We start from the raw sequence: 25,966 nt of genomic DNA, 5'->3' as shown, positions 1-25,966 counted from the left end.
TCTGTCTTGCTTATTTGGGTGAAGCATCCTAAAAAAACTTGATTAATCAAATCTCCTAAGTACCTGCACTACACTTTTTCAAAGGTTTTGACTTTTTTCGGACAATATATTAAGGCCTTGGGACAGAAAAACCCTACTCTCGTCCTATTTTTCTTTCATGCTAATGATTTTTTTTTAGATTATTGAAGAATAAACAAATTATTAACCAATAAATAATAAATATTATGCCTACAGTAACAATTCAAGTAACAGATTGCAGTGAGAACACTGTTACAATGAATAATAATGGAAATGCCACTGCCAATCATGGTGACTTTGTTTTATGGAATGTAACAGGCGCTAAAATTGAAAGTATTACGATTACTCAGGTTTCGGGGGCAGGCGAAACCCAAATCTGGAGCTCTCTTCCTGCTCCTTTTCCCAATTCAGATTCTAAAAACTGGAGGGGAACAATAGGAAATGTAGGTTCGGTCCATGAGGACTATACTATTACCGCTCACTGCGATGGTCAAATTATTAGCCACGACCCTAGAATTAGTGTAAATCCTAAATAAGAATATGCTGTGTAAAATAAAAGCCTATTATTTACTAATAGGCTTTATTTACTTTATTGTCCATTCCGCCAAAGCCCAGGACACTAGGGTAGCCGATAGTCTCTTTAATATATACAGTGCTGATACTTTACAAGGAGATGCAAAGCTGGAATTACTTAAAAACCTGTCTTTTAATGAAGTGGAAGATTACAATTTGGCTTTGAAATACGCAGATGAATTGATTAACCTAGCCAAGCAGGGTGATAATATGACTTATTACTTAGCCCAAGGTTATATTCGAAAGGGAAACATAGAAAAGTTAATGGGTAATTTGGAACCAGCCTTGGACGCTTTTATCAAGACCGCTGAAATTTCAAAAGAAAAAAATTTTGTATCACTAGAGGGAAGCGCATATATCAATATTGCAGATATTTATTCCATAACCGATAACCATAAAAATGCGATGCTTTATTATCAAAATGCAATCGCTACATTGAGAAAATCAAACGACACTATTGTCTTGGCGTCCGCCATTTTAAATGCCGGAGAGGCCTATCGCACAAATAACAGTTATGATTCTGCCCTTGTTTACTTCAAAGAATCCGGAGCAATTTTTGAGAAAGCCCATTATTTAATTGGAAAGGCATATAGCCTGGGTAATATGGGCATGGTATACGCCGTTCAGGGGCAAATCGGTCTTGCAGAAAAAAATATCGATGAGGCGATTCAGATATTGATAGAATATGGGGATTATTATCCCATTAGCGTGTATCTGCTTTCAATGGCTGACATTTATCTGGAAAAAGGAGATCAGACTACTGCTTTGAATTATGCCAAAAGAAGCCTTGATCTCGCAAAACAATATGGACTTAAAGAACAAATGAGCGATGCCAATCTTAAACTTTCTGATCTTTATCAGCTAATGGGTCTTACTACCGAATCCTTAATACATTATAAAGACCACATTGCATATCGAGACAGTATTAATAATATCCAAATTGTTCAGTCCATAGCCGATATGCGTACCGATTACGAAGTCTCTCAGAAACAAGTCGAGGTAGACCTGCTGAATCAGCAAAAAAAGACTCAAAAGATTATCATTATTAGCAGCATTACAGCGATGTTTTTATTTAGCATTATGGTAATAGGGTTATATCGTCGCAATAAATTCATCCAAAAAACCAAGCGCATAATTGAGGAGGAGAAAAACCGTTCAGAGTCCCTCTTGCTAAATATCCTGCCGGAAGAAACAGCTTTTGAGTTAAAGGATAAGGGCAAGGTACAGGCTAAAAAGTTTGATTCAGTTACGGTCTTATTCACTGATTTTAAAGATTTTACCATATCAGCAGAACAAGTTGCCCCGGAATTGTTGGTAGATAGTATCGACTACTATTTTAAGGCATTTGACGCCATCACCACGAAGTATGGACTGGAAAAAATAAAAACCATTGGCGACGCTTATATGTGCGCTGGCGGGCTGCCCATTGCGAGCACAGATCATGCCAAACAGGTTGTTATGGCAGCTAATGAAATAGCTGAATTTGTGAAGAAGGAACTTCAAGTGCGCAGTAACCACATGCATTTTGAAATCAGGATTGGTGTTAATACCGGACCTGTCGTCGCAGGAATTGTTGGTGATAAGAAATGGCAATACGATATTTGGGGTGATACGGTAAACATTGCCTCACGTATGGAATCTAATTCAGAGCCTGGCAAGATAAATCTTTCAGAAACCACATATCAAGATATTAAAGAAGATTTTTCATGTGAATACCGTGGTGAGATTGAAGTAAAGAACCGTGGTCTACTTAAAATGTACTTTTTGTCTTAACTCTTCCTACATTGCCCTAATATTTCCGATCCCCCCGCTAGCGCGAGCCTGCCTTGTCGGCCAAAATGTAATGAAGGAGGGCTTGTCGTCCGAAATAAAATGAAGGACGAAACAAGCACCAAATCACATCCCGATAGCTTCTCCTTCGTAATACTATGGAGAAGGAGCTATCGGGATGAGTTTTAGAATTTAAATTCTTTCCCCTGCTAGCGCGAGCATCATGCTCGTGTTGGTGAGAACAATGTAGCTCCTTTTTTTAATGCATATTTACACAATATGAATGTCGGCAAGTTTAGGTAACAGGTCTCAGGATTTCTGCCAAAACGAATCAACCGTATTGAATAGTGAATGCGATTTTTAGTCAAATTGAATAATTCCTTACCTTAGGAAGAACAACTAACTACTAGATATGATTAACTTCTTTAGAGGACAGAGCGTTAAAAAAACATTCAGTGAATGTTTTTAGTGAATGGGCCAGCATGTCGCGCTGGCGTTTAAAGCAAAAACTATGATTAATTTTTTTAGACGTATTCGCAAACAACTCGCAGACGATAACAAGCCTTTGAAATATTTAAGGTATGCTGTTGGTGAGATTGTATTGGTGGTTGTCGGGATTTTGATTGCTCTTCAAATCAATAACTGGAATCAGTTCCGGAGCGAAAGAAAATTAGAATTGAAGATTTTAAAAGATCTGAGGGCAGAAATAATTACAAATAATCATAAAATCAATAATGCAAAAGTACGGAAAGAAGTCCTTTATAAACCCTTAGCAAAATATATGAAATTAATGGATGAGGGCAAGGTTGAATATATAGATTTCGTCGAAATTCATAAAAAGGACTTCTTCTCCGGTCAAATTAAGCCATCCTTTGGGGTGATTAATTCCTTTATTTCATCGGGTGATGTCAATTTAATATCTAATGACTCTTTGAAATATTTGCTTACGGATTGGAAAGATCATGTAGCGGTATTCACTGCTATGGAATTTGCTTCTTTTAACGGACACAGAAGATTTAGCGAGTATTTTGACAAACGCTACCCTAATCTGGAAAATCAGTTTCACAATAAATCTTCTGAAGATCTAAGAAATAGATTTGTGAAAATCTATAACGATGTTGAATATGGTAACAGATTGATTACTGTTAAAGAACATTTTGAGAGCTCGATAAATTATGCACAAAACACAAATGTGTATATTAACGGCATGATTAAACTTATCGATAAAGAAATTGCAAAGTTGGATTGAACCAACACCGACTATCTATCAATAAACACAAGAATATATACTGATACTGCAAATAACATACAGTTTAATCTAACCACAAAAACACTGTCATTCTATACAATGTGGTGGTCTTGATTTTAAGTTCCTTATAAAAATTCTGTATCTTAGGAAGAACAACCAACCACTTCCTTTCCATGATCAACTTCTTTAGAGGACAGAGCGTTAAAAAAACATTTGGTGAATGTTTTTAGTGAATGGGCCAGCATGTCGCGCTGGCATTTAAAGCAAAAACTATGATTAATTTTTTTAGACGTATTCGCAAACAACTCGCAGACGATAACAAGCCTCTAAAATACATGAGGTATGCTATTGGAGAGATTGTACTGGTGGTTGTTGGAATTTTGATTGCTCTTTCCATTAATAATTGGAATGAACAAAATACCATTCAGGAAAATATTAAAGCGCAAGTGGGTGCATTAATATTAGACCTTAAGAGGGATAAACTGTCATTTGCTGAAGTTCGTGGGTTTCACGCCTTTCGTGTGCACTCAGTACTGTATCTGATGGAACAGTATGGATCTGGCAAAGATCCTGTCCTTTTTGCTGAAGCAGGTGAAATCCCTGTATTGAATGAAACTGGTTTATTTGGTGGACCTGTTCCTGAAGCCTATGATAAAATTTTTATAATTAGGAGTTTTTCGTGGTTACTTAGATATATTCATATGACTGCCAGAATTAACACCATGGAAGAATTTAAAAATACAGGGTTATTAGCTCATTTTAAAAATCAAGAACTTAAGACACGTATTCTTGACTATTATGATGTAGTTTACTTTACATTCGAAGGCGATGACAGGGACACCAATCCTACGGAAATGTTAAAAAAAACATTCACAGCCAAGGGATTTGCCTATTCAGAGGCAGCCGTTTTGGATCAACCCATTGAAGTCCTTCTTTCCGAACCTACAATTAGGGCCATACTAATAAATATAGTTGACGAATCGGCTTATAGGTCCAATATTTCGGATAGGATGATAGAGCATCTGGAACAATTAATTCAGGATTTGGAAATTGAAAATCAAAAGCGGTGAAATTGTAAAAGCCAACCGACTCCATAAGTTGCTGGCTTCTATTTATGGTAACCCCCCTAAGTCTTTCTTAATTGTGAGTTTAAATAAGCAAACACCATTTTTCCCGTTTTTACTTTTGGCTTGGGGTTAAGAAATACGATTTAAGGTCACATACAAAAATTCCTTACCTTAGGAAGAACAACTAACTACTAGATATGATTAACTTCTTTAGAGGACAGAGCGTTAAAAAAACATTTGGTGAATGTTTTTAGTGAATAGGCCAGCATGTCGCGCTGGCGTTTAAAGCAAAAACTATGATTAATTTTTTTAGACGTATTCGCAAACAACTGGCAGACGATAACAAGCCTCTAAAATACCTGAAATATGCCATAGGAGAAATTGTACTTGTAGTGATTGGAATTTTAATTGCATTATCAATTAACAATTGGAATGAAAACCGGAAATTAAGAAATCAAGAATTCAAAATATTGACTGAAATAAGGTCAAATTTAGAAACGACACTAGAAATTTTCGAAAGCGATACATTATTCAATCTAAAAACAATTCAACAATTCAATAAAATAAAAAGATACATAATTGAAGATTTACCTTATAACAAAGAGCTAGATAGCGCTTTCGGATATTTACAAAACTGGGCGAGTCCATATCCTATATTAACTGCATATAAAACGCTTCAATTAAAGGGCTTAGATATTATTTCAAACGAAAACCTAAGAACTGACATCAGCGACCTGTATGAATACGAATACAATTTGCTTAGTATGGATTATGACAAATCAGAATGGGAAATAATGCAAGCTGTCGTGTATCCTTTTGTATCTAAACATGTAAGAATATTCAAAGAAAATTCAAAACGACGTGCCAAGCCAAATGATTTTGAAAGTTTGAAGGAAAACGATGAGTTTCTTAATATTTTAGAAATGATAATTTCTAACCGAGAATCTGGTTTAATTAATTATAGATCTATCATGAAATCTATCAAAAAGCTAATAGATAACATTGATGCAGATATAAGTTCATGAAACTAGATAAAATAACGAAAGCACAACAGCGTGGCTAAAAGCCACCAAGCTTCATACATCAACCACTACCTAAGTTTGTTTGAAACCCTTATCATCTCTTCACTAATCCTCCTTTGTACAATTTTTCCATAATACTCCTGGGTTATCTTTATACTGCTATGCCCTAACATTTACCTCCAAATCAATTATTTAAGTAAATTAGTAGAAACAACCAATAACCAATGATAAAATTCTTCAGAAAAATTCGCTATGACCTTATTGAGAAAAACAAAACTGGAAAGTATTTTAAATATGCTATTGGTGAGATTATTCTTGTAGTTATTGGAATTTTAATTGCACTTCAGATTAATAATTGGAACGAACAGAGGAAAGAAAGCATTCAAGAAAAAATATTCCTTAAGCGTTTTGAAGTTGAGTTAAACTCCAATCTAGAAAACATTTTGACCGCTATTTCTTTAAATAAAAGCCGTATTCATCGTGCTGAATTTTTGTTGAGGACGATAGATAAGCCACAGCTGGCCGTAGATTCTTCCAGTTACTTTATGAAAAGTATCGAACATGCTGGTTATACCAACATACCACTTATTTCCGACAATGCATTTGAAGAACTTAAATCCAGTGGAAATCTTTCTCTAATTAGTAATCAGGTTCTCAGGGCAGCACTTCAAAAATACTACTCTTGGACATCATACGAAGGGCAATATAATTTTCTCCAACAAGACATTCAGCTTAATTATTCTCACCTTAAACAGGGCATTTTTACAACAAGTCAGGTTATAGACATGGGCGATTATTATATTACCAAAAATTATAGTGCGATTGAGGCAAAAGAAACATTTGAACGCATGTTGAACAAACCCAAATTTTTGGAGTTCATACCCTATGTTATTCAAAACAAGTTGGGGGCTGAAAAAAGTTATGACGATATCTATAATCAGGCCAAAGCCTTAAAAATATTGCTTAAAGCAGAATTAGATAAACAAAATGATGATTAAAATCTTCAGCAAAAGCCAATGATTAATTTCTTTAGACGGTCAATGTTATAAATCGACCGTCAGCTTACCATTTTATAACGCTCAGATAACTTTTAAAAATTACTACTATTAGTTTGGCAGTATTTGAAATTCCACCCATTCCATACTATATAGGGGTTGCCAGACTAGTAGTTTAAAATAACTTTACACCTTAACACAAAGTTCATAGTTCCTTAATAAAACCACCATCTTCAGATAACACAGTTAGGGGGGTGTATTTCTAGTTTTGTTAAAAGTTGATATAACCTAAAAACTTAAAAACAAAATGAGAACACTTAAAAAATTATTGTTTTGTGCCGTCGGTATGACCGCGCTAAATTCATGTGACAAAATCGACGACTTCATTGGTGATGGCAGTGGCGGTGAAAATGAAGAACAGGGTACCATGTTTGAGAATAAGTCAAGCTTAGAACCCTTGGTTGCCCTGGAATCACAATTTAATTTTGTTGATGCTTACTCCTTAATCAGTTCAACCGACATTTTGGATAATGGCTTTCAGTTGGTAGGCGCACAGGATGGTGCCGGATTTTTAAAAGATGGTGACGGTTATATCTATGTGGTGAACGCAGAAGATGATTATGCGGTGAGCCGTATTCGTTTGGATGAAAATTTAACCCCTGTGAGCGGTGAGTGGTTGTTGAATTCGGGAGTTGCCGATTTTGCGCGCCAATGTTCAGGTACCATGTGGGAGGCTGATATTCATGGAGGTGCTCAAGATATTTTTCTTTCCGCTTCTGAAAGTTTTAATTATGACGTAAAAGGTATCGACCCTTACGCAGCCCCCACACCAACTGCAGATTTCGGATTGGATGCATTGGGAGAATTCGCTTGGGAAAATGCTGTTCCACTTCCAAGGGATACGTATTCAGGAAAAACAGTAATTATCGGTGGTGATGATGATTCTAGCGGCTCTGAAGGACAAGTTACTTTATACTATTCGGAAAACGGAAATGCAGATTTGAACAACGGTAAAATTTATGTGCTTAAATTCAAGCAAGTGGATTCAGGCGAAGTTGACGCTGATGGAAAGCCTATTGCCAAAAATGTGGAGCCAGGAGTTATCTATAACGAGGCAAATCTAGCATTCGGTCAAACCTATGATGTTGAGTTCGTAGAAATTGAAAATGGCGCGGCAATGACCAAAGATGAAATGGAAAATGCCTGTGTTGCCGTTGGAGCTTCAGCCTTCATGCGTGTTGAGGATGTTGACTACCAAAAAGGTGATGATGCCGATGCACGAAATATTTTTTTCGCTGTAACAGGAAGAGGCCCCGGCCGAGGCACTTACAACGACTGGGGAACAGTTTATAAATTGGCTTTGGACGAAGATTCTCCCTTCACCGGAAAACTAACGCAGATTGTATCTGGAAATACCGATACCAACAATATGGATGGGAACCTACCGGAATTGCAGAGCCCCGATAATATTACTGTTACCGAAAACTTCGTTTACATACAAGAAGACCCAAATTCATTCTCAAGAGGGCATGCGGCCGCCATTTATCAATCCGATTTTAATGGAAACAACATCAAAAAAGTTTTGGAGCTTGTGGTTCGTAATGACCTAGACCCATCAGGAAGTACGGGTTTTAGCGGTGAATTTGGAGCCTTGGAAGATATTTCGGATAAAATTGGTGAGGAAGATGTCTTCTTATTGAACCTGCAACCTCACTACTGGGAAAGCGAAGACTTTAAGAACAAAGATGGTCACGATATGGAGTCTGACCGACCTGATGCAATAGCTGCTGGAGCCCGCGAAGATGACCAAGGCGGACAAATCGTTATTCTACGAGGACTACCAAGATAGTTTTAAATACTATTCTGTTTTGATCTAGACCTCTATTCCCACTATGGAGGTCTTTATCCATTTAAAACCTAGAAAATAGCTTATGAAAAAAATTGTAGTGTTTTTTTCTTTTTTGATCATCGGTGCGTGTAAAAACAAAATCGAAGAAAAGGAATATTCCAGTTTGGAAACTACCAAGTCGGTAGATTGGGGTTTTGCCCAAAACTACTATTATTTAGGCATTTCAAACGCCATCAGAGAGATGGAAGTTCTGGAGCAGTTACCTGCCGAAACGGCGGATGCCAAACGTATTTTCAAAAAGGTACGGCAGGAGTTCAAAAAAGCCGAACCTTACGCTTCGTACTTGAATCCAGCAGTGGGGCACCGAACCAACGGGCCAGCTTTACCGGTCTTTACTGAGGATACCGAAAGGGTTTTGGCACCTATAGGATTACAGAAAATTGAAGAATCCATTTATGAAGGTAACGTTCCTGAAGCGGTTTATAAGAAGGAAATCGCCTTTACTTTGGGCATGATGCGCAACCTGCAACAGAATATTGAAAACCGCCAGTTAAATCCGGAACGTTTTTTTATTGCCACCCATCAGCAACTGATGCGCATTATAAGTTTAGGAATTTCCGGTTTTGACACGCCAGTCAGTCATTTGGGCTTTGAGGAAACCATAATTTCACTTGAAGGATTAGTGGAAGTATATAATGTTAGTATTCAAAATATCATTCTTGAAAAAGATAAGATGTTGGATACTGAATTCCATAGAAATATAAAAAAGGCCATTGCTTTTATTAAAAAGGACACCAATTTTGAAACCTTTGACCGCTATACCTTTATAAGGGAACACATGAACCCTATTACCCGTAATTGGGTCGCTATTCGCAAGGCAAGCGCGCTCTGGAACGGAGTTAACTCTTACCCGTTCAATTTTGATGCAACCACATTCTTTGAGAAAGATGCCTTTAATGTAACCTATTTTACGCCAACAGTAAATAGAAATCCTTCGGAAAAACAAATTGCTTTGGGTGAAAAGCTTTTCTTCGAACCCAAACTTTCCAAGAACGGTGCTATGGCCTGTGTGAGCTGTCATAACCCGAATAAGGCCTTTGCCGATAATTTGGTCTATAATTTAGGTAATGACGGAAAACCGTTACAGCGAAATTCGCCAACCCTAATCAATGCGGTTTTTCAAAAAGGCTTTTTTTGGGATGGGCGAGCAGAAAACCTGTTGGACCAAATTTCATCGGTTTTTACGAACGAAAAGGAATTCAATACGAGTGTACATGAATTTTCTTTGGAAATAGTACAGGATAGTACCTATACTAATGATTTTAAAGAGGTGTTCGGAAATGGGAAAATACGAAATGCCGATGTCATAAAAGCACTTTCATCATACATAAGCACGCTCAACGCCTTTGATTCTAAATTCGACCGAAATATGCGGGGCGAGGAGTCAACGTTTACATCAGAAGAAAAACTGGGCATGAACCTTTTTATGGGTAAGGCGTTGTGCGCCACCTGCCATTTTATCCCCTTGACCAATGGTACTGTGCCGCCTTTCTTCTCGGAAACGGAAAAAGAGGTTATCGGTATACCCGAAACTGCCGCGAATCAAAACCTTGATGATGACCTTGGTTTTTATTGGAAATTTAATGAAGATATCCATTTAGGAATGTTCAAAACTCCTACGGTAAGGAATGCGGAATACACCGCGCCATATATGCATAACGGGGTATACAATACTTTGGAGGAAGTCATGGATTTCTACAACAAAGGCGGTGGCGCAGGAATGGGTTTTGATTTGGAACACCAAACACTTCCCTTTGATGAATTGAACCTGACCGATGAGGAACAAAAGGCTTTGGTCGCCTTTGTAAAAACTTTATCAGACACTAATGTTTCCAGCACTGGGGAGGTAAAATATGAATTGGCAAGTAGTGCCGAATAGCCACAAAAACAGAAATATTTAGCGCATGGCTGGCAAGCAAAGCCATCCTGGAGGGCTTCCGAGATTCGAAAAAGACAGATTCCGACCATTGCCGGGAACTACGATTATAGTATCGGTCGTGGCAGTAAGGAAAGGAAGATGGTATCTCAGAAGAGTTTATACGTTTTCGCTATGATGTGGAGAAGGCCGCCAAAGCTGTTGAGGAAAGTTTGCTGCCCAATGCTTATGCCGTGGCATTAAGGATTGCCAAGTAAAATCAAAAAACTGAACTTTTGGTTTAGAAATACGAACATTTTATAAAACCCAGAGTTATTGAAAAGGCATAAACAACATTCTGTATTATTTGGTACCTAAATCGTATAGAATCCATCCTCGGAACATATTCCTTTAATGGTTTAAAATAACTAAATCTTAAAGATTTCTTAGACCATGCTTAGCGAACATTTTAGAACTTTAGAATATTTAGGTTTTGAGTTTACAGATGAAACACATTTTGCTACCGACCGATTTCTCCAAAAATGCTTGGAATGCCCTTGCTTATGCTATATATATTTTTCAGGGAGAATCTTGTGTTTTTTATGTACTGAACGCTTACAAGAGCAATTCGAATCTTTATGATAGTACCAAAGTTGATGAGGGAGATGAGTTGTTCGAAGCCGAAAGTGAAAGATCAGGGCGTAAATTGGACGAATGGGTCAAAAACCTTGCAACAATAAAAGAAAATGATATTGGTAAGGTTATTACAATTTCCTTTGATGGGTCATTACAATTGGCCGTTACGAAAATGGCCGATGAATACAGTTTTGACTATATTGTAATGGGCACCAAGGGGGCCTCCGGCGTCAAAGAGATTTTTATAGGAAGTAATTCGGTAAAGATTGCAAAACAGTTTACCTATTGTCCTATCATTATGGTACCTGAGAAGTATGAATCCCATGAGCTCCATCAAATTCTTTTCGGAACGGCATATAAGGATTTATATACGACTTACCAATTGGACGCACTTATATATTTTGCCAACCGATATAATTCCCATATTGATGTTCTCCACATTGAACGGGAGAGAATATCTCCATCAGGTCAACAAATAGATAACAAAAAGGTTTTAGAAGATATTCTTGGTAAAACCGACTTTGGACACATTGCTTTGAAAGATGATTCCAGTATTTCGGATAAGATCATGAAGTATGCCAAGGGCAATGGGATTGATATGATAGCCTTGATTCACAAAGAACACGGTTTTCTTCAACGGTTGTTCCGAGAACCGGTAGTAAAAAAAGTTGCATTTCATACCGAGGTGCCCTTACTTATTCTCCCTGAAAAGGCAAGGTCATAGACTTTCAAAATTGACTGGATTCCAGATCTTCTGCAATCGTATCTAATGTATTCAGTTGCTTTTGATAAGATAAACCTCTTTTTCCCCTGGAGTATATTTAATGCGGTCATATAATTTGGCAAATCTGGCCGCCACTGCAATAAGGTCTTTACTCTCGAGTAGGATTGTAAACATAAGAAGGCTATTTCGCATTCCCAAGGACCCCTGGTGTATGCCTATTATTTGATTTGAAAGTGATTTTTCCAACAGGATAAAAACATCCTTTTTAATGGCCAGCAGTTCCGCTAGATTTTGGAGGTCCTGATTTTTGATCATTCCAATAAGTTGGGCCAGATAGGACTTTGAAGTTTTCAAAACTTCTTGGATCGGCTTTACATTGATTCTTCGAACCGGATCCATACTATTTAACACGTATTCATTGCAGGTTTCGACAATAAGGGAAATCGATTGTACAATATCTTGTTGCAAGTCATAGATAAGAAGATATAACCTGCCGGATTCGGTTGGGGATTCTTCCAAGCGCTTTATTAGGCCGAACAACTGACCCTTTAACTCCCTTTGCCTTTCTTTTAATAACATGATGTTCTTATTTGATTTCTGAAGGAGTTGTCGGTCCTCCTTAAGCAACCCAAGAAGGGCTTGTTCGTAGGTGTCGCTAATTAATTCAAGTGTAATTATCACATTTTCAGAAGTCTCCCTGATACTTTCTGAAAAAGAAATGGTGGCGGTGCGCTGTTCAAATTGCTTCCGAGCCGTCTTCCTCTTTTCTTTTTTCTTATGTAAGATAAATGTTCTACTAATTAAGAATATTGCCAGCAGTACCAAGATACCAATGGCCTTGATATCGAAATAGTGGATGAATGTCGCAAAGGCAGCGGCAGCGGTAAATGCTAAAATTGCCGTAAAAAACCAGCCCCCGATAACATTAAATACTCCTGATAACCTAAACACGGCACTATTTCTGCCCCACGCTTTGTCCGCCAAAGAAGTGCCCATGGCGACCATAAAGGAAACATAGGTAGTACTAAGAGGCAGTTTCAAAGAAGTGGCAAAAGCAATAAGAATACTTGCAATGGTTAAATTCACCGATGCCCTTACCAAATCGAAGGCCGGTCGATTGTTTATTAGCTCTTTGGGGTCCTTCTCATTCAACGTTTGAAATCGCTTTTCGGCTTTTTCCAACCATGAATTTGGCAGTATTACGTTAATTCGATCTCCCAGGTATAAGGAGTATCTGACAACCTCCCGAGATAGCTTATTTGATTTAAAACGTTCGTTTCCCTCGTTCTGCCGTCCTAGATTGACTTCAGTTTCCGTTACGGACCTGGCCTTTTTTGAAAACCAAAGTGTAATAATCATAATGATACCGGCGGCAACCAGCATATAGGTCTTCGACCGGATAGGCTCCGAAAGAACGGTCATGTCATATGCCATAGCTGACACCCCTGAATCGCTCCAAGCCAAATAAGATTCATAGCCGGCAATGGGAACACCGATAAAATTTACAAGATCATTTCCTGCAAAAGCCATGGCGAGGGCAAAAGTTCCGAATAAAACAACGATTTTTAAAACATTGACTTTGAAGAATGCTTGCAGACCCAGCAGCAAAATGTTCCAAATAAAGTAAGATAATCCTAAGGTGATCATGGTGTTCCCTTGAATACGCTCTACCAATCCATCAGAAACAAAAGAAGCTCCGGAAACACCTTTGATCAATAAAAAATAGGTGAGTGCCGTGAGTGCCAGCGCCGACCAAATAGTTCGGGCCCATGTCTTATGCCTGTCCGTGTTGAAGGTGAAAAGCAATCTTGAAAAATACTGTACTATACTCCCTATGGCAAAAGCAATGAGTACTGAAATGAATATACCGGAAATAATGACCAGGGCACTTGACAAATTGATGTAATCTCCAAGGGTATTTAAAGAAGTTCCATCTGCGGCAATTTTTAGAATGGAAACCGCAACTGCCGCGCCTAAAAGTTCAAACACTATGGATACCGTCGTCGAAGTGGGCATGCCAAAGGTATTGAAGAGATCGAGCAATATGATATCAGTGATCATGACCGCAATAAAAATGACCATGATATCAGAAAAATAGAAATACTCTGGATTAAAGATTCCCTTTCTGGCGACTTCCATCATCCCGCTCGAAAAAGTGGCGCCGGCCAAGATGCCCAGACTGGCCACTATCATGATGTTTCTCCTAGAGGTGACCTTTGAGCCAATGGCGGAGTTTAGAAAGTTGACCGCATCATTACTGACCCCAACAATAAGATCAGATATAGCCAGTATAAATAGGAGAAACAGAATAAATAAATAATAATCTGACATCGAAGCGGCCTATGTTCTTAAGATTGGAAGAAACAAAATGCCCTAGTGGGACGCATCATCTAAATGTAAAGTTTGTGTTGTTTAAACGTTAAATATATTACCCTATAAGAAGTTTAGTAGCGTTTTTTTTTGAAGTAGAGGTTTTCAATCATTGAAAATATTTTGTAGATAATTTGATTAACCCAAAAATTACTGAAGTTCATGCATAAACTGTAAGAGCTTCGTTAAACAATAATTAAAAGGGCATTACTCCTTTTCTTAATTCATCCCAAGAATTGGCGGTTATTTAGTACTAAGTTCCACCAATTATTCAAAAGAGTTAAATGCTGATTCAGGATAAACACCTTATCAATTGTCAAGAATTGTTTTATGTTCATATCGACCACCATTCTCCAACCATTCCCTTGCAATCACAAGGGCCTTTTGGAAGGCCTCTTCCCTTTTGAATCCGTGTATAACAATCATACCGTTGGACAGCAATAGCACTTTCTCCCGAATTTCTCTTTCGTCCTTGCCTATCTTTTTCTTGATTTCGTCGTGGGTGAATTTTTTCAAACTGATCGTATTTTAAAATAAAGCCAAAGTTAATTTAATGTAAATAAATTTCAATGTTAAGTTTTTTGGAGTCTTTAGGGCATACATCCTTAAAGGGAATTTCATAATATTTTAAAACCCGTTTGAGGAGCAGCCGGTTTTTAAAGTAGGAATCGAAGATAAATAGGATTGTCAAACGACTTTTGAACAGTTTGGTCTAAGGTGAAGTGGGCTCTATTTGTATCGGTTTTATCACATAATACAAAATTAACACTCAAGAAACATAAATGTGAAATTGCGTCTTTAAAGGGAACAATCTAACCTTAATTCTTAAATCAAAGTTCACATTATGCTAATCATGGGGCCATGGAGCATTGGTAATTTCGAAAATAAATAATAATAAATAACAATTCATGAAACGAAAAATACACTCAAGAAGGGCCTTTTTGGCCAGATCCATTTTAGGTTCCGGTGGTATTATCTTAACCTCACATTTGCAAGCCTGTAATAAGCTGGACGATTTTTTGGGCGATGGGGGGACGGATGATAGAATACCCAGGTTCTTGCATGGGGTGGGAAGCTTTGATCCCACGGCTAACGCCGTTATCATTTGGACACGCATTACACCTACAGAAGACGAAGTAGGTAAAATGATTCCTATTAAATGGCAGGTGGCTACCGATGCTTCCTTCGGCAATATCGTTAAAGAGGGTATTTACGAATGTAGCATGGTCAATGATTTTACTGTTGTTGAAGATGTAACGGGACTATCATCCAATGGTACTTTTTATTATCGTTTTATACAAGAAGATTTAAAAGTAGAGTCTGTTGTGGGTGAAACCATAACATTGCCAGGTGCAGGGACATCGCTTTCCAGTGTAAGATTGGCCGTCTGTTCATGCAGTAATTATCCAGCTGGTGCTTTCAATGTTTATGATGCCATTGCGAATAGCGATGCTGATGTGGTCTTACATTTGGGAGATTACATTTATGAATACGGAGAGGGGGGTTATGGCACTAATGAAAATACAGAGGCCCTTAACAGAGTGCATGACCCAAAGACTGAAATTTTGAGCATAGAAGATTACCGTCTGCGTTACCGTCAATACCGAACCGACGATGGACTTCAATTGGCACACCAAAAGAAACCCTTTATCGTTGTTTGGGATGATCATGAAATTACAAACGATGCCTATAACGAAGGCGCAGAAAACCATGATGATAGCGAGGGTTCTTATCAAGAAAGAAAGCGAAGGGCTATTCAGGTACATGGTGAGTATTTGCCTGTGCGTACAAACGATGGAAATATTATCTATCGTAATTTCGAGTTTGGCAATTTGGTCAATTTGGTCATGCTCGACACAAGGATTATTGGTCGTGACAAACAACTTAGTTTTGGTGATTACTTCATGGCAGATGGAAGTTTCGATTTTACAACTTTTGTCGCTGCGTTGCAAGATCCAGGTAGAAACCTTATGGGCCCTGAACAACTTGCTTGGGTTTCTGGAGCAATTGGGAGTAGCAGTAGTACTTGGCAGGTAATCGGCCAACAGGTGCTCATGGCGAAAATGTTTGTACCTGCAGAGCTTTTGATCGGTATTGGTGCGGTTGCTTCCGGAAATGCTACACCTGAAGTTTTTCAACAATTGTTGCAAACCATAACCGAACTATCGACGCTTAAGGGAAGAGCGTTGCAAAATGATCCGACATTGACTCCGGAAGAGCTAGCTCGGATAAATACTGTTATACCCTATAACCTCGATGCATGGGATGGTTACCCCGTTGAACGTGAAAAACTCTTCGCTTTATTAAGAGGCAAAAACACCGTTGTCCTGGCTGGAGATACCCACAATGCTTGGAACAGTAATTTAATAGATGCCTCTGGGACCAAGGTCGGTGAGGAATTTGCTTGTTCCTCGGTAAGCTCCCCTGGTTTTGAGGGTCTTTTTGGTAATGATCCCGCAACGATTTCAGGAATTGAGCAGGCCTTCGTATTGCTGATCGATGACCTCAAGTATTTTGACGCTTCCCGTCGCGGTTTTGTCTTGGCGGAGTTTACACCAGGTTCTGCAACGGCCAACTTTCGGTTTGTTGATACGATTGCTACGAAACAGTATCAAGAAACAGTAGGTAAGATGACCACCTTCAATGTCTAAGTCATTGAAATTCATAGATTTGATTTCATGAAGTTATCTTCACTTTCATTTAACCTAAAAGCAGAAAAAATGAAGGATTTTTACACCGAGTTTAGTTTGAGTTAGTTTATGAAAACCGGTATATGTGCCTCGTATATCGGTTTTTTGTTATTGCTCTGATAATTCTTACAATAATTCTATGCCTCACAATATAGAAGATCGTGGACAAAATGTTAAGATAGAATAGTAATAGAGAGGTGTTTGCAGTGTTTTAAGCATTGCCTTTTTTTATTTCTGGATGTTATTAAGGTGTTGTAATTATTAATTAATCATTAAACTTTTTTAAGAGGCTTTTTTTCCTTTAGTTAATCTCTAATTTTGTTATGTATCAATCATTAATCAATCATTAATCAATCATTAATCAATCAAAGTCATGAGAAAATTCAGATTAATTTTAGCAGCTGCATTGCTGGTAGTTTCGGGGAATCTTTTTGCAAATGATTTGGACAAAACAGATCCTCAAAAGAGCCTTTCAACCCAGATATGGGAGCGTTTAAAGGATAACAACTTAGCTTTTGGCAAGGCTAAAGAATTAACAGCTACAGTACTATTTACTGTGAACAGTGAAAAGGAAATTGTGGTCATTTCCGTAGAAACAGTGGATTCAAATTTGGAATCATTTGTAAAAAGTAAGCTCAACTACCAGAAAGTTGAATTGGAAGATGTTATACTAGGTAAAATGTATAAGTTACCTGTGAGGGTTAAGGCATAAAACCCTGTTGTCTTATAGAAAAGTCCTGATGAAATTCAGGACTTTTTTTGTTCTAGTATTTGATTTAGAGCATCCAACGTAGTGAGGAACCGCTAATAGCAGAAAGAAATTGATGGCAATCTGGACATCTTTGAGCATGTCTACGCAATCAAAACCATTGTCTATTTCAATTCAAATAAATTCTTTATCAATAAAAATTTCATTTAGAATTCTTAGATCCTTGTCCAATGAAAAAATAATTGGCATTATTAAGCTTTGTAGTTAATCACAGGTAATTATTTCAAAATGAACCATTATAAAGTTGATTAGTTTTATGAAAGCATATTTACTCTTTTCTAATATAAATCAATTTTCAAACACCACCGGCTTTCTGAACCCGACCATTAACCACAGGTGCAGTGTATTTTCTCGATCCTTTCTTTTTGGATATTGATTTTAGCTTCGGTTTTGGGTTTTCTTTTGTATCTATAAGTTTAGCGCAACTTTACGGTAGTATTAATATCAGCCTTCACTACATATAACTTAAACTAAGCTTCATCTTTAATAAACCTCTTTTACAGAGGGATGTTTTTATTTTGTTTCATAACAACAACCTGTACCAAATGAAAAACTTCCTCTTCTTTGCCATGGGCCTTTTTGGCTTCTTGGCAGCACAAGCACAGAACGGCAATATTGCCGGAAACATTTCAGACCAAAATGGGTTACTATTACCCGGGGCCAATATTATAATAGAATCTCTTAACAGAGGCGCCATTTCAGATTTTGATGGCCGGTTTACCTTTGTTAATGTGCCGGAAGGGGCTTATACAATCCGTATTACATATATAGGATACGGGGAGGTAGAGGAAGAAATAACCGTTACTTCAAACGAAACGGCAACGATTTCTATTACACTTATCTCCCAAAGTGTTGAATTGGAAGGCGCAGAGGTACTGGGTTATAGTCTGGGAGGTCAGGCCAGGGCGCTGAATACCCAAAAGACCAATCTCAATATTACTAACGTAGTCTCCACTGATCAGATAGGGAAATTTCCGGATGCCAATATAGGAGATGCGGTAAAACGAATTCCCGGTATTACCATGCAGGTTGACCAGGGTGAGGCCAGAAATGTGATCGTAAGAGGGCTTTCTCCGCAACTGAACTCTGTAACCCTCAATGGAAGCAGGATCCCTTCGGCAGAGGGAGACAACAGGAATATCCAGATGGACCTGATTCCTTCAGATATGATCCAGACCATAGAGGTTAACAAGGCCGTTACCCCCGATATGGATGCGGATGCTTTGGGTGGCTCTATCAACCTGATTACGCGTACCGCTCCCCAGGGTTTCAGATTGGCAGCTACTGTTGGCTCCGGGATAAACTTTGTTACCAATACCCGGATTCTAAATGGTTCTTTCCTCGTAGGTGACCGGACCAAGGATGGCAAGTTTGGCTGGATGGTAGCAGCCACTATTATGGATACGGAATTTGGCTCTGATAATATCGAAGCCGAGTGGGAAGATGAATTTGAATTCAATACCGGGGTGGATGATCCAGACGGGGATCCTATACTTGAAGAAGTAAGTGTCAACCCCTACACCAAGACCTTTGAGAATCGCACATACCTGATTCAGCGGGTACGACGTAGTTTTTCAGCTAATTTCGACTACCAGATTAATGCCAATAACAACCTCTTCCTGAAAACTATGTATACCTGGCGTGACGACAGGGAGAATCGCTATAGACTGGAACAGGAAATACTGGACGGAGAAGACATCGGCTCTGAAGATTTCACTGTAGAAAACGGTAATCTCGTACGCTTCCCAGCCGAAATTAAAAGGCAGACAAAAGGTGGGATCGACAACAGTAGAAATAAAAACCGCCGATTGGAAGATCAGCGGCTGCAGAATTATACCCTGGGAGGCAACCACCTCTTTGGGAAGCTCAAGTTCGATTGGCTTGCCTCCTATGCGAAAGCCTCGGAGGAGCGCCTCAATGAGCGATACGCCGAATATGAAAATGAATACAGTGTTCTGAATGACAACACCGATCCGGAGTTTCCAAACTTCATCCCTGAAAATCCGGATGATTTTGACGATCTGGCAAGCTTTGAATATGGTGAAATAACGGAAGAGAACCAATATACAGAAGAGGAGGACATTAACGTTTTTGCGAACTTCGAATTGCCTGCCGATTTCTTCAACAAGGGTGATGGCAACATCCGTTTTGGCGTAAGAGGCCGGTTTAAAAATAAAATACGGGACAACGACTTCTTTGAATTTGACCTGGAAAGTGATTTCCCAACCCTGACCGATGTTCCCGTGGTCGATATTTCAGACCCTGATTTTCTGGCTGGCAGTCAGTATCAGGCCGGTTTATTTGCCGATCAGGTTTGGCTAGGTAAACTAAACCTCGTTAATGGGGAACCCGTTCCGGATGAATTCCTGCGGGCAAACTTCGATGTGAAAGAGGATGTTTATGCCGGATATGTGCAGGCAGATCAGAAGTTGTCTGATCGTTTCAGGATATTGCTGGGTCTCAGAGTGGAAGCTACAGACATCACTGCAACAGGAAACCAGATCGAGGAAGAGGAGAACGTGGTTGGCGAAATCACCGATAACAACTCATACACCAACGTACTACCAGGTGTTCACCTTAAATATGATCTTTCGGACCGCACCATTTTGCGATTTGCCTGGACCAACACCCTTGCCAGGCCCAATTATGTAGACCTTGTGCCATCTGTTGACGTTGTTAGCGGCGATGAAGAAATCTTTCTCGGCAATCCAAATTTGGATCCCACTACATCAATGAACTTTGACCTCATGGCCGAACACTACCTTACCGGTGTCGGCCTGGTATCAGGAGGTGTCTTTTACAAAAACATCAATGATTTTATTTATGTCTTTCAAACAGAGACAACCGATGACTCATTAGGCCCCGGGACGGAAGGATTTACTATCTTTCAGCCTTTAAATGGCGATGATGCATCAATCTTTGGATTGGAAGTGGCGTATCAGCAGCAGCTTACCTTCCTGCCTGGTTTTTTGAAGAATTTCAGCGTTTATCTCAATTACACCTATCTTACTTCCAGTGCAAACGGTATTCGAAACGAAGATGGGGAAGAGCGGGATGACCTCGACCTACCCAATACGGCTCCCAACATGTTCAATGCATCGCTTGGTTATGCTGTCAACCGGTTTACAGCCAGACTATCTCTGAATTATTCTGATGCCTATGTAGATGAAATAGGAGGGAATGCCTTTCAGGACCGTTATTATGATGAGCAACTATTCCTCGATTTCAACGCCACAGTAACTATAAATCCAAACCTCAGGGTATATGTGGATCTGCTCAATATCACAGATCAGCCGCTTCGTTTCTATCAGGGAATAAGCGAAAGATCTCAACAATTGGAATTCTATGGACGTAAACTGGCTGTCGGATTGAAATATGACCTCTTCCAAAATTAGAATAACCAATCATAATAACTGTCTTGAAAACCGACCGTCAAGGACGGATATGTCTATATCAGTATGGTTTGCAATACTGGCTCTTGGTATATTGTTGTCCTCATGTATCTCAAGGCTGACAGTTATACCGGCGGACGTTATTTCGGAGAAAACGACCTACGACTCAGACGACCCGGCCATCTGGGTGAATCCTAAAAATCCTTCCGAAAGTATCGTATTTGGAACGGATAAGGATACAGATGGGGCTGTCTATGCCTTCAACCTCCAAGGGGAAATTATAGAGGAAAAAACCCTTCGCAATATCAAAAGGCCCAACAATATAGATATAGAATACCAGGTTCGGCTGAATGATTCAACTACCGCCGATATCCTGGTGGTGACAGAGCGGGAACAACAACAGTTGAGGATCTATTCCGTGCCTGAAATGCTGCCACTGGATGGGGGTGGTTTGAAGGTTTTTGAAGATGAAGCGGAATTAGTTAAGCGCCTGCCAATGGGGATAGCTGTTTATAAGTCGCCCTTAGATAACAAGGTATATGTAATTGTAAGTAGAAAAACCGGCCCTGAGGATAACTACCTATATCAATACCAGCTGTTGTCTTTTAACGGGCAGTTTGGATTAAGCCTTGTGCGTAAGTTTGGTCGTTTCAGCGGAGAAAAGGAAATTGAAGCCATTGCCGTGGATGATGCAGCCAGCCTGGTCTATTACGCAGATGAAGGGGTATGTATCAGGAAGTACCATGCCGAACCTTCCATGGGTGATGAGGAACTCAGTTGCTTTGGTAGGGAATATTTCCGCTCAGATATTGAGGGTATTGCCATTGCAAAGGATGTAGGAGGGGAAGGTTTCCTGATCGTATCGGATCAGCAAAGGGGACAATTCAATGTTTTTTCTGCCACCGATAATCGTTTTGTGAAGGCTGTTAACCTGGGTACCAGCGATACGGATGGTTGTGATGTCATTACTACTGCGCTAAGCCCAACCTTCTCAACCGGGCTTTTTGTGGCGATGAGCAATGATAAAACTTACCACTTTTTTGATTTGCAAAAACTGGGCCTTGCAGACAAGTAGTTGGATATCAATAAGTTAGCCTCCCTGATTCGAGCTCAGGTGGGTCCACAATAAGAATCCGTAATACAACGATAAAAAGATGGTTGCGGATTTTTCTTATTTGTTTTGTACGGGTACACTGGTTTAAAGCTCATTTTAAGGCAATGACCTGTTTACCTCTTTTTTAAGTTCTAACCCCGGTGCACATTTACCTAAGAAAGCAGTAAATTTGGGTTTTTAAAAACCAACACCTATGAGATTTAAAAATGCTGCTTTCTGGAGCTTTACATTACTCACCCTGATTTTTACTTCCTGCAGAAGCCCAAATAAAGAAGCCGCTACCCTGCTCATTTACGGGGGTCCAATCTATACGGTTGACACAACACAGGCAACCGTTGAAGCGGTAGCTACAAAAGACAATAAGATCCTTTTTGCAGGCAGCCTTGAAGATGCGCAGCAATATAAAAACGACCAAACACAAGTAATAGATTTAAAAGGCAAAACCATGACCCCCGGCTTAATAGAAGGTCACGGGCATTTTATGGGATTGGGATATAACGAACTAAACCTGGACCTCATCAATACCACCAGCTATCAGGAAATAATTGATGCCGTAGCTGCAGCAGTTGAAGAAGCCGAACCCGGGGAATGGATTACCGGAAGGGGATGGCATCAAAGCAAGTGGACAGATATGCCGTCCGATACCGTAAGTGGCTTTCAAACGCATTACAGGCTTAGTGAGGTTTCTCCTGAGAATCCGGTATACCTGAGCCATGCCAGTGGCCATGCCGGTTTTGCCAATGCGGCCGCTATGGAGCTTGCCGGGGTGCAGATTTTGCCCAAAGACGGAATAGACAAGTTTGATGTAAAGGGCGGCGAAGTTATGCGGGATGACTTTGGCCGGCCTACGGGTATTTTTAATGAACGCGCCCAGGGTCTGATCACCAAACATATTCCCGAAAATACCCCGGAAAAAGATGCCAAGGCTTTTGAATTGGCAGTGGCCGCCTGTCACAGAAATGGCATTACCGGCTTTCACGATGCGGGTATTGGGAGGAAGAATATTGCCCTTTACGAAGAAATGAAGGCAGCAGATAAAATGAGAATCCGTATATACGCCATGCTTACCGGTTTTGACAAAGCGTTGCTTAATGAATGGTATAAAAAAGGCCCAATGATAGACCCCGAACATTTGGTAACCATACGGTCCGTAAAATTAAACTGTGATGGGGCTTTAGGCTCACGCGGCGCCTGGTTGTTAGAATCCTATTCCGACAGACCCGGGCATTTTGGTCACGAAACCCTGCCCATGGATTTTGTTAAAGAAACCGCTTTAAACGGATTACAACATGGTTTTCAGGTTTGCTCTCATGCCATAGGGGACAGGGCCAATAAGGAAATACTAGACCGCTATGAAATTGCTTTTGATGAACTGGCGGATAAGGCAAGCGATCACAGATTTAGAATTGAGCATGCACAACATTTACATCCGGATGATATTCCACGCTTTGCCGGCTTAGGGGTGATTCCTGCCATGCAGGCCGTACACCTGTCTTCAGACAGGCCCTGGGCCATAGACCGTTTGGGTGAGCAACGAATTAAAGAAGGTGCTTATATGTGGCAGGCCCTGTTGCAAAGTGGGATCCCCATTGTAAATGGTACCGATGTACCTGTAGAACCTTTGAACCCTATAGCCAGTTTGTATGCCAGTATTAGCAGAAAAACCTTGAAAGGCACACCGGAAGGCGGTTATGAACCGGAGCAGAAAATGACCAGGGAACAGGCCCTCAGGTCTTATACCCTGGATGCTGCTTATGGCGCCTTTGAAGAAGACATTAAAGGCTCTATTACAGTGGGCAAACTAGCCGATTTTACCATTTATAGCCAGGATCTGATGACGGTAGCGGAAGAGGAATTCTTAAATACTGAGATAGCCATGACCATTTTTGATGGAAAAGTAGTCTATACCAGGGAATAGGTTTGGCCAGCCTCTTTATTTAAACAGTATAATGGTTTAGTTGAACAGTGCTTTCTTGTGCGATACCAATTTTAGATGAACCGGCATCTGAAAAACTTTGATTTTCGTACATTTTATACACTATGGAAAACAGGATATACAATTGTATGCTTAAAATTCATGTTCAGGGATTAAATTAACAGTATACTAAAAATGACGCCCCTGCTATAAGAACTGTCTTTCAATCAAAAATACACCTCACTTATGAATCCAATTATATCCTTTCTAGCTATCACGGCCATAATTTTCGCCCTAAGCGTTATTGTTCTTATTCTTAGCGGGCTACGTAAAAACAGACCTGGTCAGGAATAGCCCGGTTATTTTTTTTTGAACTTTAACGGTTTGGGTATGGTTTCGTCCCGAGTCCTCGGGATGAACTATACCCTTCGTTAGCAGCTTTTTATCTATTTTTATTAATGGTTTTGTTATTGTTTTCGAGGAATATAAAACCTCACATAAGTTAATCAAGGAAATGGTAGAAGGTAGGATAATCTGATTAAATTTAATTTCTCATTTTCAAAAAACAAAAAGAGAAGACCTTTTTTGGCCTTCTCTTCTAAAGTTTGTAATAAATTCTAACTCTGTTTATTTATTATAATCTTCCACCATGCTGGTGAAAGCCTCTACCGTATCCATTTGGAAGCTGGATTCAAAGACAGGTCCTTTTATAAAAAGATCTCTAAAACCATATTTATTTTTAGCATAATTGGTTAAAACGGTTCTATTATCACCGACAAGCTTCTTTATATTGAAGGAAGACATATTTTTTGCCTCCTCTCCTTCTTTTTGGGCAAGAATTTCAAAGTTATTTTCCTGCCATTCAACATATTTGGCATCACTAACCTTCGTCCGGTCAGGTAAGTGGGAAGTAACGATACCCTGGGTGTGGTGATATTTTTTAAAAACGGTAATCTCCCCTTCCGTAGCAACTTCAAGCATCAACTTTTTAGGAATCCGGTCTTGCTTTCTTTTCGCAAATAGATTGGCATATTTTGCCTGTTTGAATTTTTTACCATTTTCAAGCGTAAAACTTTGCAAGTCGTTGGCATCATAAACCACAGCGTCTTTATGTACGTCTTCCCCTGCTTTGTAAGCCGCATAGGTTTTCTCGTCAATCAGGTAAACCCTTTTTTGAAATAGCTGAGGGTTCATCATATCCATATAGATATAGCCTTCAATTTCATTTCCATCCATAAGAGTTACTGTACCTTTTTCATATTTCCAAACCGAACTTGGGGTTTTTAACTGAGCTTTAGTATGGTTAAATGTTAAACTGAAAAACACTATTAACATTAGTGTAATCGTTGAACGTTTTTTTGCTGTTTTCATAAAATTGATTTTCATTAATATTAGTAATAGTTATTCAACACAAAAAATAGCATCAATTGATAAACGAAATTTATTGCATTAGATTGTTGAATTCTCAATTGAATTCCTGGGCAGGGGGTAATTGTCGCTAAGGTGTTGGCTATGATTTCGTCACGCCTTGGCGTGATGAACCTGTCCGCCTTTGGAGGATTATAGCCATCTTAAGTTTGTAATATCTTTATTTCATTAATTAATTAGAAAGAACAAAAGAGAGGATTAAGGTTAATATAGCCGTAGAGACTGAGATCTCGTCAACAATGATAATCCCCTCTCTTTTTCTACTTCAATTTCGTTCAGTTCTGTGAGACTTTTAGATCTCGATTTCAAGTTGTTGAAAGCAAAGTAGATTGTCCTTTCAAAAAACATTTTCTTATGTTTAAATATAATCAAATCTTTGGTGTTGATATCAGCAAAGATGTATTCGATGTTATGAGCTCCCAAGGGAAACATTTTAAGTTTAAAAACAGCTCAAAAGGTTTTAATCAGTT

The 25,966-nt window shown here is 39.2% G+C and carries 18 protein-coding genes; 15 read left to right on the top strand and 3 right to left on the bottom strand.

Annotation, left to right across the window (positions count from 1 at the left end; all coding sequences use genetic code 11):
* The first annotated feature begins 224 nt into the window (after window positions 1-224).
* The 10 genes from G504_RS0113750 to G504_RS0113710 all read left to right on the top strand — a co-directional run bounded on the left by G504_RS0113750 (window position 225) and on the right by G504_RS0113710 (window position 11,818).
* Entirely contained in the window at window positions 225-554 is a 330-nt protein-coding gene (locus G504_RS0113750) for a hypothetical protein (RefSeq protein ID WP_019670770.1), read from the top strand.
* A 4-nt stretch (window positions 555-558) separates the two neighbouring features.
* Window positions 559-2,364 carry an adenylate/guanylate cyclase domain-containing protein gene (locus G504_RS0113745; RefSeq protein WP_019670769.1) on the top strand — a complete coding sequence of 602 codons (1,806 nt, stop codon included), beginning with the start codon at window positions 559-561 and terminating at the stop codon, window positions 2,362-2,364.
* Between the two features lie 508 nt (window positions 2,365-2,872).
* On the top strand, window positions 2,873-3,610 hold the full coding sequence (locus G504_RS19890) for a DUF6090 family protein (RefSeq protein ID WP_205619672.1): 738 nt from the start codon (window positions 2,873-2,875) through the stop codon (window positions 3,608-3,610).
* A gap of 272 nt (window positions 3,611-3,882) precedes the next feature.
* Complete coding sequence (locus G504_RS0113735) at window positions 3,883-4,680, top strand: DUF6090 family protein (RefSeq protein ID WP_157473389.1); 798 nt, start codon at window positions 3,883-3,885, stop codon at window positions 4,678-4,680.
* Window positions 4,681-4,973: 293 nt separating this feature from the next.
* Entirely contained in the window at window positions 4,974-5,702 is a 729-nt protein-coding gene (locus G504_RS0113730; protein WP_019670766.1) for a DUF6090 family protein, read from the top strand.
* A gap of 221 nt (window positions 5,703-5,923) precedes the next feature.
* Complete coding sequence (locus G504_RS19285; protein WP_019670765.1) at window positions 5,924-6,697, top strand: DUF6090 family protein; 774 nt, start codon at window positions 5,924-5,926, stop codon at window positions 6,695-6,697.
* Window positions 6,698-7,001: 304 nt separating this feature from the next.
* The gene (locus tag G504_RS0113720) at window positions 7,002-8,543 is read left to right on the top strand and encodes a PhoX family protein (RefSeq protein WP_026348585.1); all 1,542 of its coding nucleotides are present in this window, start codon (window positions 7,002-7,004) and stop codon (window positions 8,541-8,543) included.
* Window positions 8,544-8,625: 82 nt separating this feature from the next.
* Window positions 8,626-10,482 carry a cytochrome-c peroxidase gene (locus G504_RS0113715; RefSeq protein ID WP_019670763.1) on the top strand — a complete coding sequence of 619 codons (1,857 nt, stop codon included), beginning with the start codon at window positions 8,626-8,628 and terminating at the stop codon, window positions 10,480-10,482.
* A gap of 25 nt (window positions 10,483-10,507) precedes the next feature.
* Window positions 10,508-10,657 (top strand): hypothetical protein, encoded by a 150-nt coding sequence (locus tag G504_RS19680; RefSeq protein ID WP_157473386.1) that lies wholly within the window; start codon window positions 10,508-10,510, stop codon window positions 10,655-10,657.
* Window positions 10,658-10,963: 306 nt separating this feature from the next.
* A complete protein-coding gene (locus G504_RS0113710; RefSeq protein WP_019670762.1) occupies window positions 10,964-11,818 on the top strand; it encodes a universal stress protein in 855 nt (284 codons plus the stop codon).
* A gap of 51 nt (window positions 11,819-11,869) precedes the next feature.
* On the opposite strand, the gene G504_RS18750 is transcribed toward G504_RS0113710, so the two are convergent.
* On the bottom strand, window positions 11,870-14,149 hold the full coding sequence (locus tag G504_RS18750; protein WP_019670761.1) for an inorganic phosphate transporter: 2,280 nt from the start codon (window positions 14,147-14,149) through the stop codon (window positions 11,870-11,872).
* Between the two features lie 348 nt (window positions 14,150-14,497).
* Window positions 14,498-14,704, bottom strand: a complete 207-nt coding sequence (locus tag G504_RS0113700) for a hypothetical protein (RefSeq protein ID WP_019670760.1) — start codon at window positions 14,702-14,704, stop codon at window positions 14,498-14,500.
* Window positions 14,705-15,096: 392 nt separating this feature from the next.
* On the opposite strand from G504_RS0113700, the gene G504_RS0113695 reads away from it, so the two are divergent.
* The 5 genes from G504_RS0113695 (at window position 15,097) to G504_RS0113675 (ending at window position 24,071) form a co-directional block, all read left to right on the top strand.
* Window positions 15,097-16,839, top strand: coding sequence for an alkaline phosphatase D family protein (locus G504_RS0113695; RefSeq protein ID WP_019670759.1), 1,743 nt, complete (start codon window positions 15,097-15,099; stop codon window positions 16,837-16,839).
* 412 nt (window positions 16,840-17,251) lie between these two features.
* Complete coding sequence (locus tag G504_RS0113690) at window positions 17,252-17,590, top strand: hypothetical protein (RefSeq protein ID WP_019670758.1); 339 nt, start codon at window positions 17,252-17,254, stop codon at window positions 17,588-17,590.
* Between the two features lie 602 nt (window positions 17,591-18,192).
* Complete coding sequence (locus G504_RS0113685) at window positions 18,193-21,042, top strand: TonB-dependent receptor (protein ID WP_019670757.1); 2,850 nt, start codon at window positions 18,193-18,195, stop codon at window positions 21,040-21,042.
* 49 nt (window positions 21,043-21,091) lie between these two features.
* Window positions 21,092-22,114: a phytase gene (locus G504_RS0113680; RefSeq protein ID WP_019670756.1), complete on the top strand. Its 1,023-nt coding sequence runs from the start codon at window positions 21,092-21,094 to the stop codon at window positions 22,112-22,114.
* A gap of 232 nt (window positions 22,115-22,346) precedes the next feature.
* Window positions 22,347-24,071, top strand: coding sequence for an amidohydrolase (locus G504_RS0113675; protein ID WP_019670755.1), 1,725 nt, complete (start codon window positions 22,347-22,349; stop codon window positions 24,069-24,071).
* 624 nt (window positions 24,072-24,695) lie between these two features.
* Here G504_RS0113675 and G504_RS0113670 read toward each other — a convergent pair.
* Window positions 24,696-25,439, bottom strand: coding sequence for a hypothetical protein (locus G504_RS0113670; RefSeq protein ID WP_157473383.1), 744 nt, complete (start codon window positions 25,437-25,439; stop codon window positions 24,696-24,698).
* Window positions 25,440-25,966 lie beyond the last annotated feature (527 nt).

This window comes from Eudoraea adriatica DSM 19308, assembly GCF_000382125.1.
Lineage (GTDB): Bacteria > Bacteroidota > Bacteroidia > Flavobacteriales > Flavobacteriaceae > Eudoraea > Eudoraea adriatica.
Note: the sequence above shows the minus strand (reverse complement) of the source record. Positions and strands in the feature narration are given on the sequence as shown.

Bases quoted from the DNA above. Each gene is read 5' to 3' on its own strand.
- G504_RS0113675 (WP_019670755.1), top strand. From the start codon at position 22,347: ATGAGATTTAAAAATGCTGCTTTCTGGAGCTTTACATTACTCACCCTG.
- G504_RS0113730 (WP_019670766.1), top strand. From the start codon at position 4,974: ATGATTAATTTTTTTAGACGTATTCGCAAACAACTGGCAGACGATAAC.
- G504_RS0113680 (WP_019670756.1), top strand. From the start codon at position 21,092: ATGTCTATATCAGTATGGTTTGCAATACTGGCTCTTGGTATATTGTTG.
- G504_RS0113735 (WP_157473389.1), top strand. From the start codon at position 3,883: ATGATTAATTTTTTTAGACGTATTCGCAAACAACTCGCAGACGATAAC.
- G504_RS19285 (WP_019670765.1), top strand. From the start codon at position 5,924: ATGATAAAATTCTTCAGAAAAATTCGCTATGACCTTATTGAGAAAAAC.
- G504_RS0113715 (WP_019670763.1), top strand. From the start codon at position 8,626: ATGAAAAAAATTGTAGTGTTTTTTTCTTTTTTGATCATCGGTGCGTGT.
- G504_RS19890 (WP_205619672.1), top strand. From the start codon at position 2,873: ATGATTAATTTTTTTAGACGTATTCGCAAACAACTCGCAGACGATAAC.
- G504_RS0113685 (WP_019670757.1), top strand. From the start codon at position 18,193: ATGAAAAACTTCCTCTTCTTTGCCATGGGCCTTTTTGGCTTCTTGGCA.
- G504_RS19680 (WP_157473386.1), top strand. From the start codon at position 10,508: ATGGCTGGCAAGCAAAGCCATCCTGGAGGGCTTCCGAGATTCGAAAAA.
- G504_RS0113745 (WP_019670769.1), top strand. From the start codon at position 559: ATGCTGTGTAAAATAAAAGCCTATTATTTACTAATAGGCTTTATTTAC.
- G504_RS0113720 (WP_026348585.1), top strand. From the start codon at position 7,002: ATGAGAACACTTAAAAAATTATTGTTTTGTGCCGTCGGTATGACCGCG.
- G504_RS18750 (WP_019670761.1), bottom strand. From the start codon at position 14,149: ATGTCAGATTATTATTTATTTATTCTGTTTCTCCTATTTATACTGGCT.
- G504_RS0113710 (WP_019670762.1), top strand. From the start codon at position 10,964: ATGAAACACATTTTGCTACCGACCGATTTCTCCAAAAATGCTTGGAAT.
- G504_RS0113695 (WP_019670759.1), top strand. From the start codon at position 15,097: ATGAAACGAAAAATACACTCAAGAAGGGCCTTTTTGGCCAGATCCATT.
- G504_RS0113670 (WP_157473383.1), bottom strand. From the start codon at position 25,439: ATGAAAACAGCAAAAAAACGTTCAACGATTACACTAATGTTAATAGTG.
- G504_RS0113750 (WP_019670770.1), top strand. From the start codon at position 225: ATGCCTACAGTAACAATTCAAGTAACAGATTGCAGTGAGAACACTGTT.
- G504_RS0113690 (WP_019670758.1), top strand. From the start codon at position 17,252: ATGAGAAAATTCAGATTAATTTTAGCAGCTGCATTGCTGGTAGTTTCG.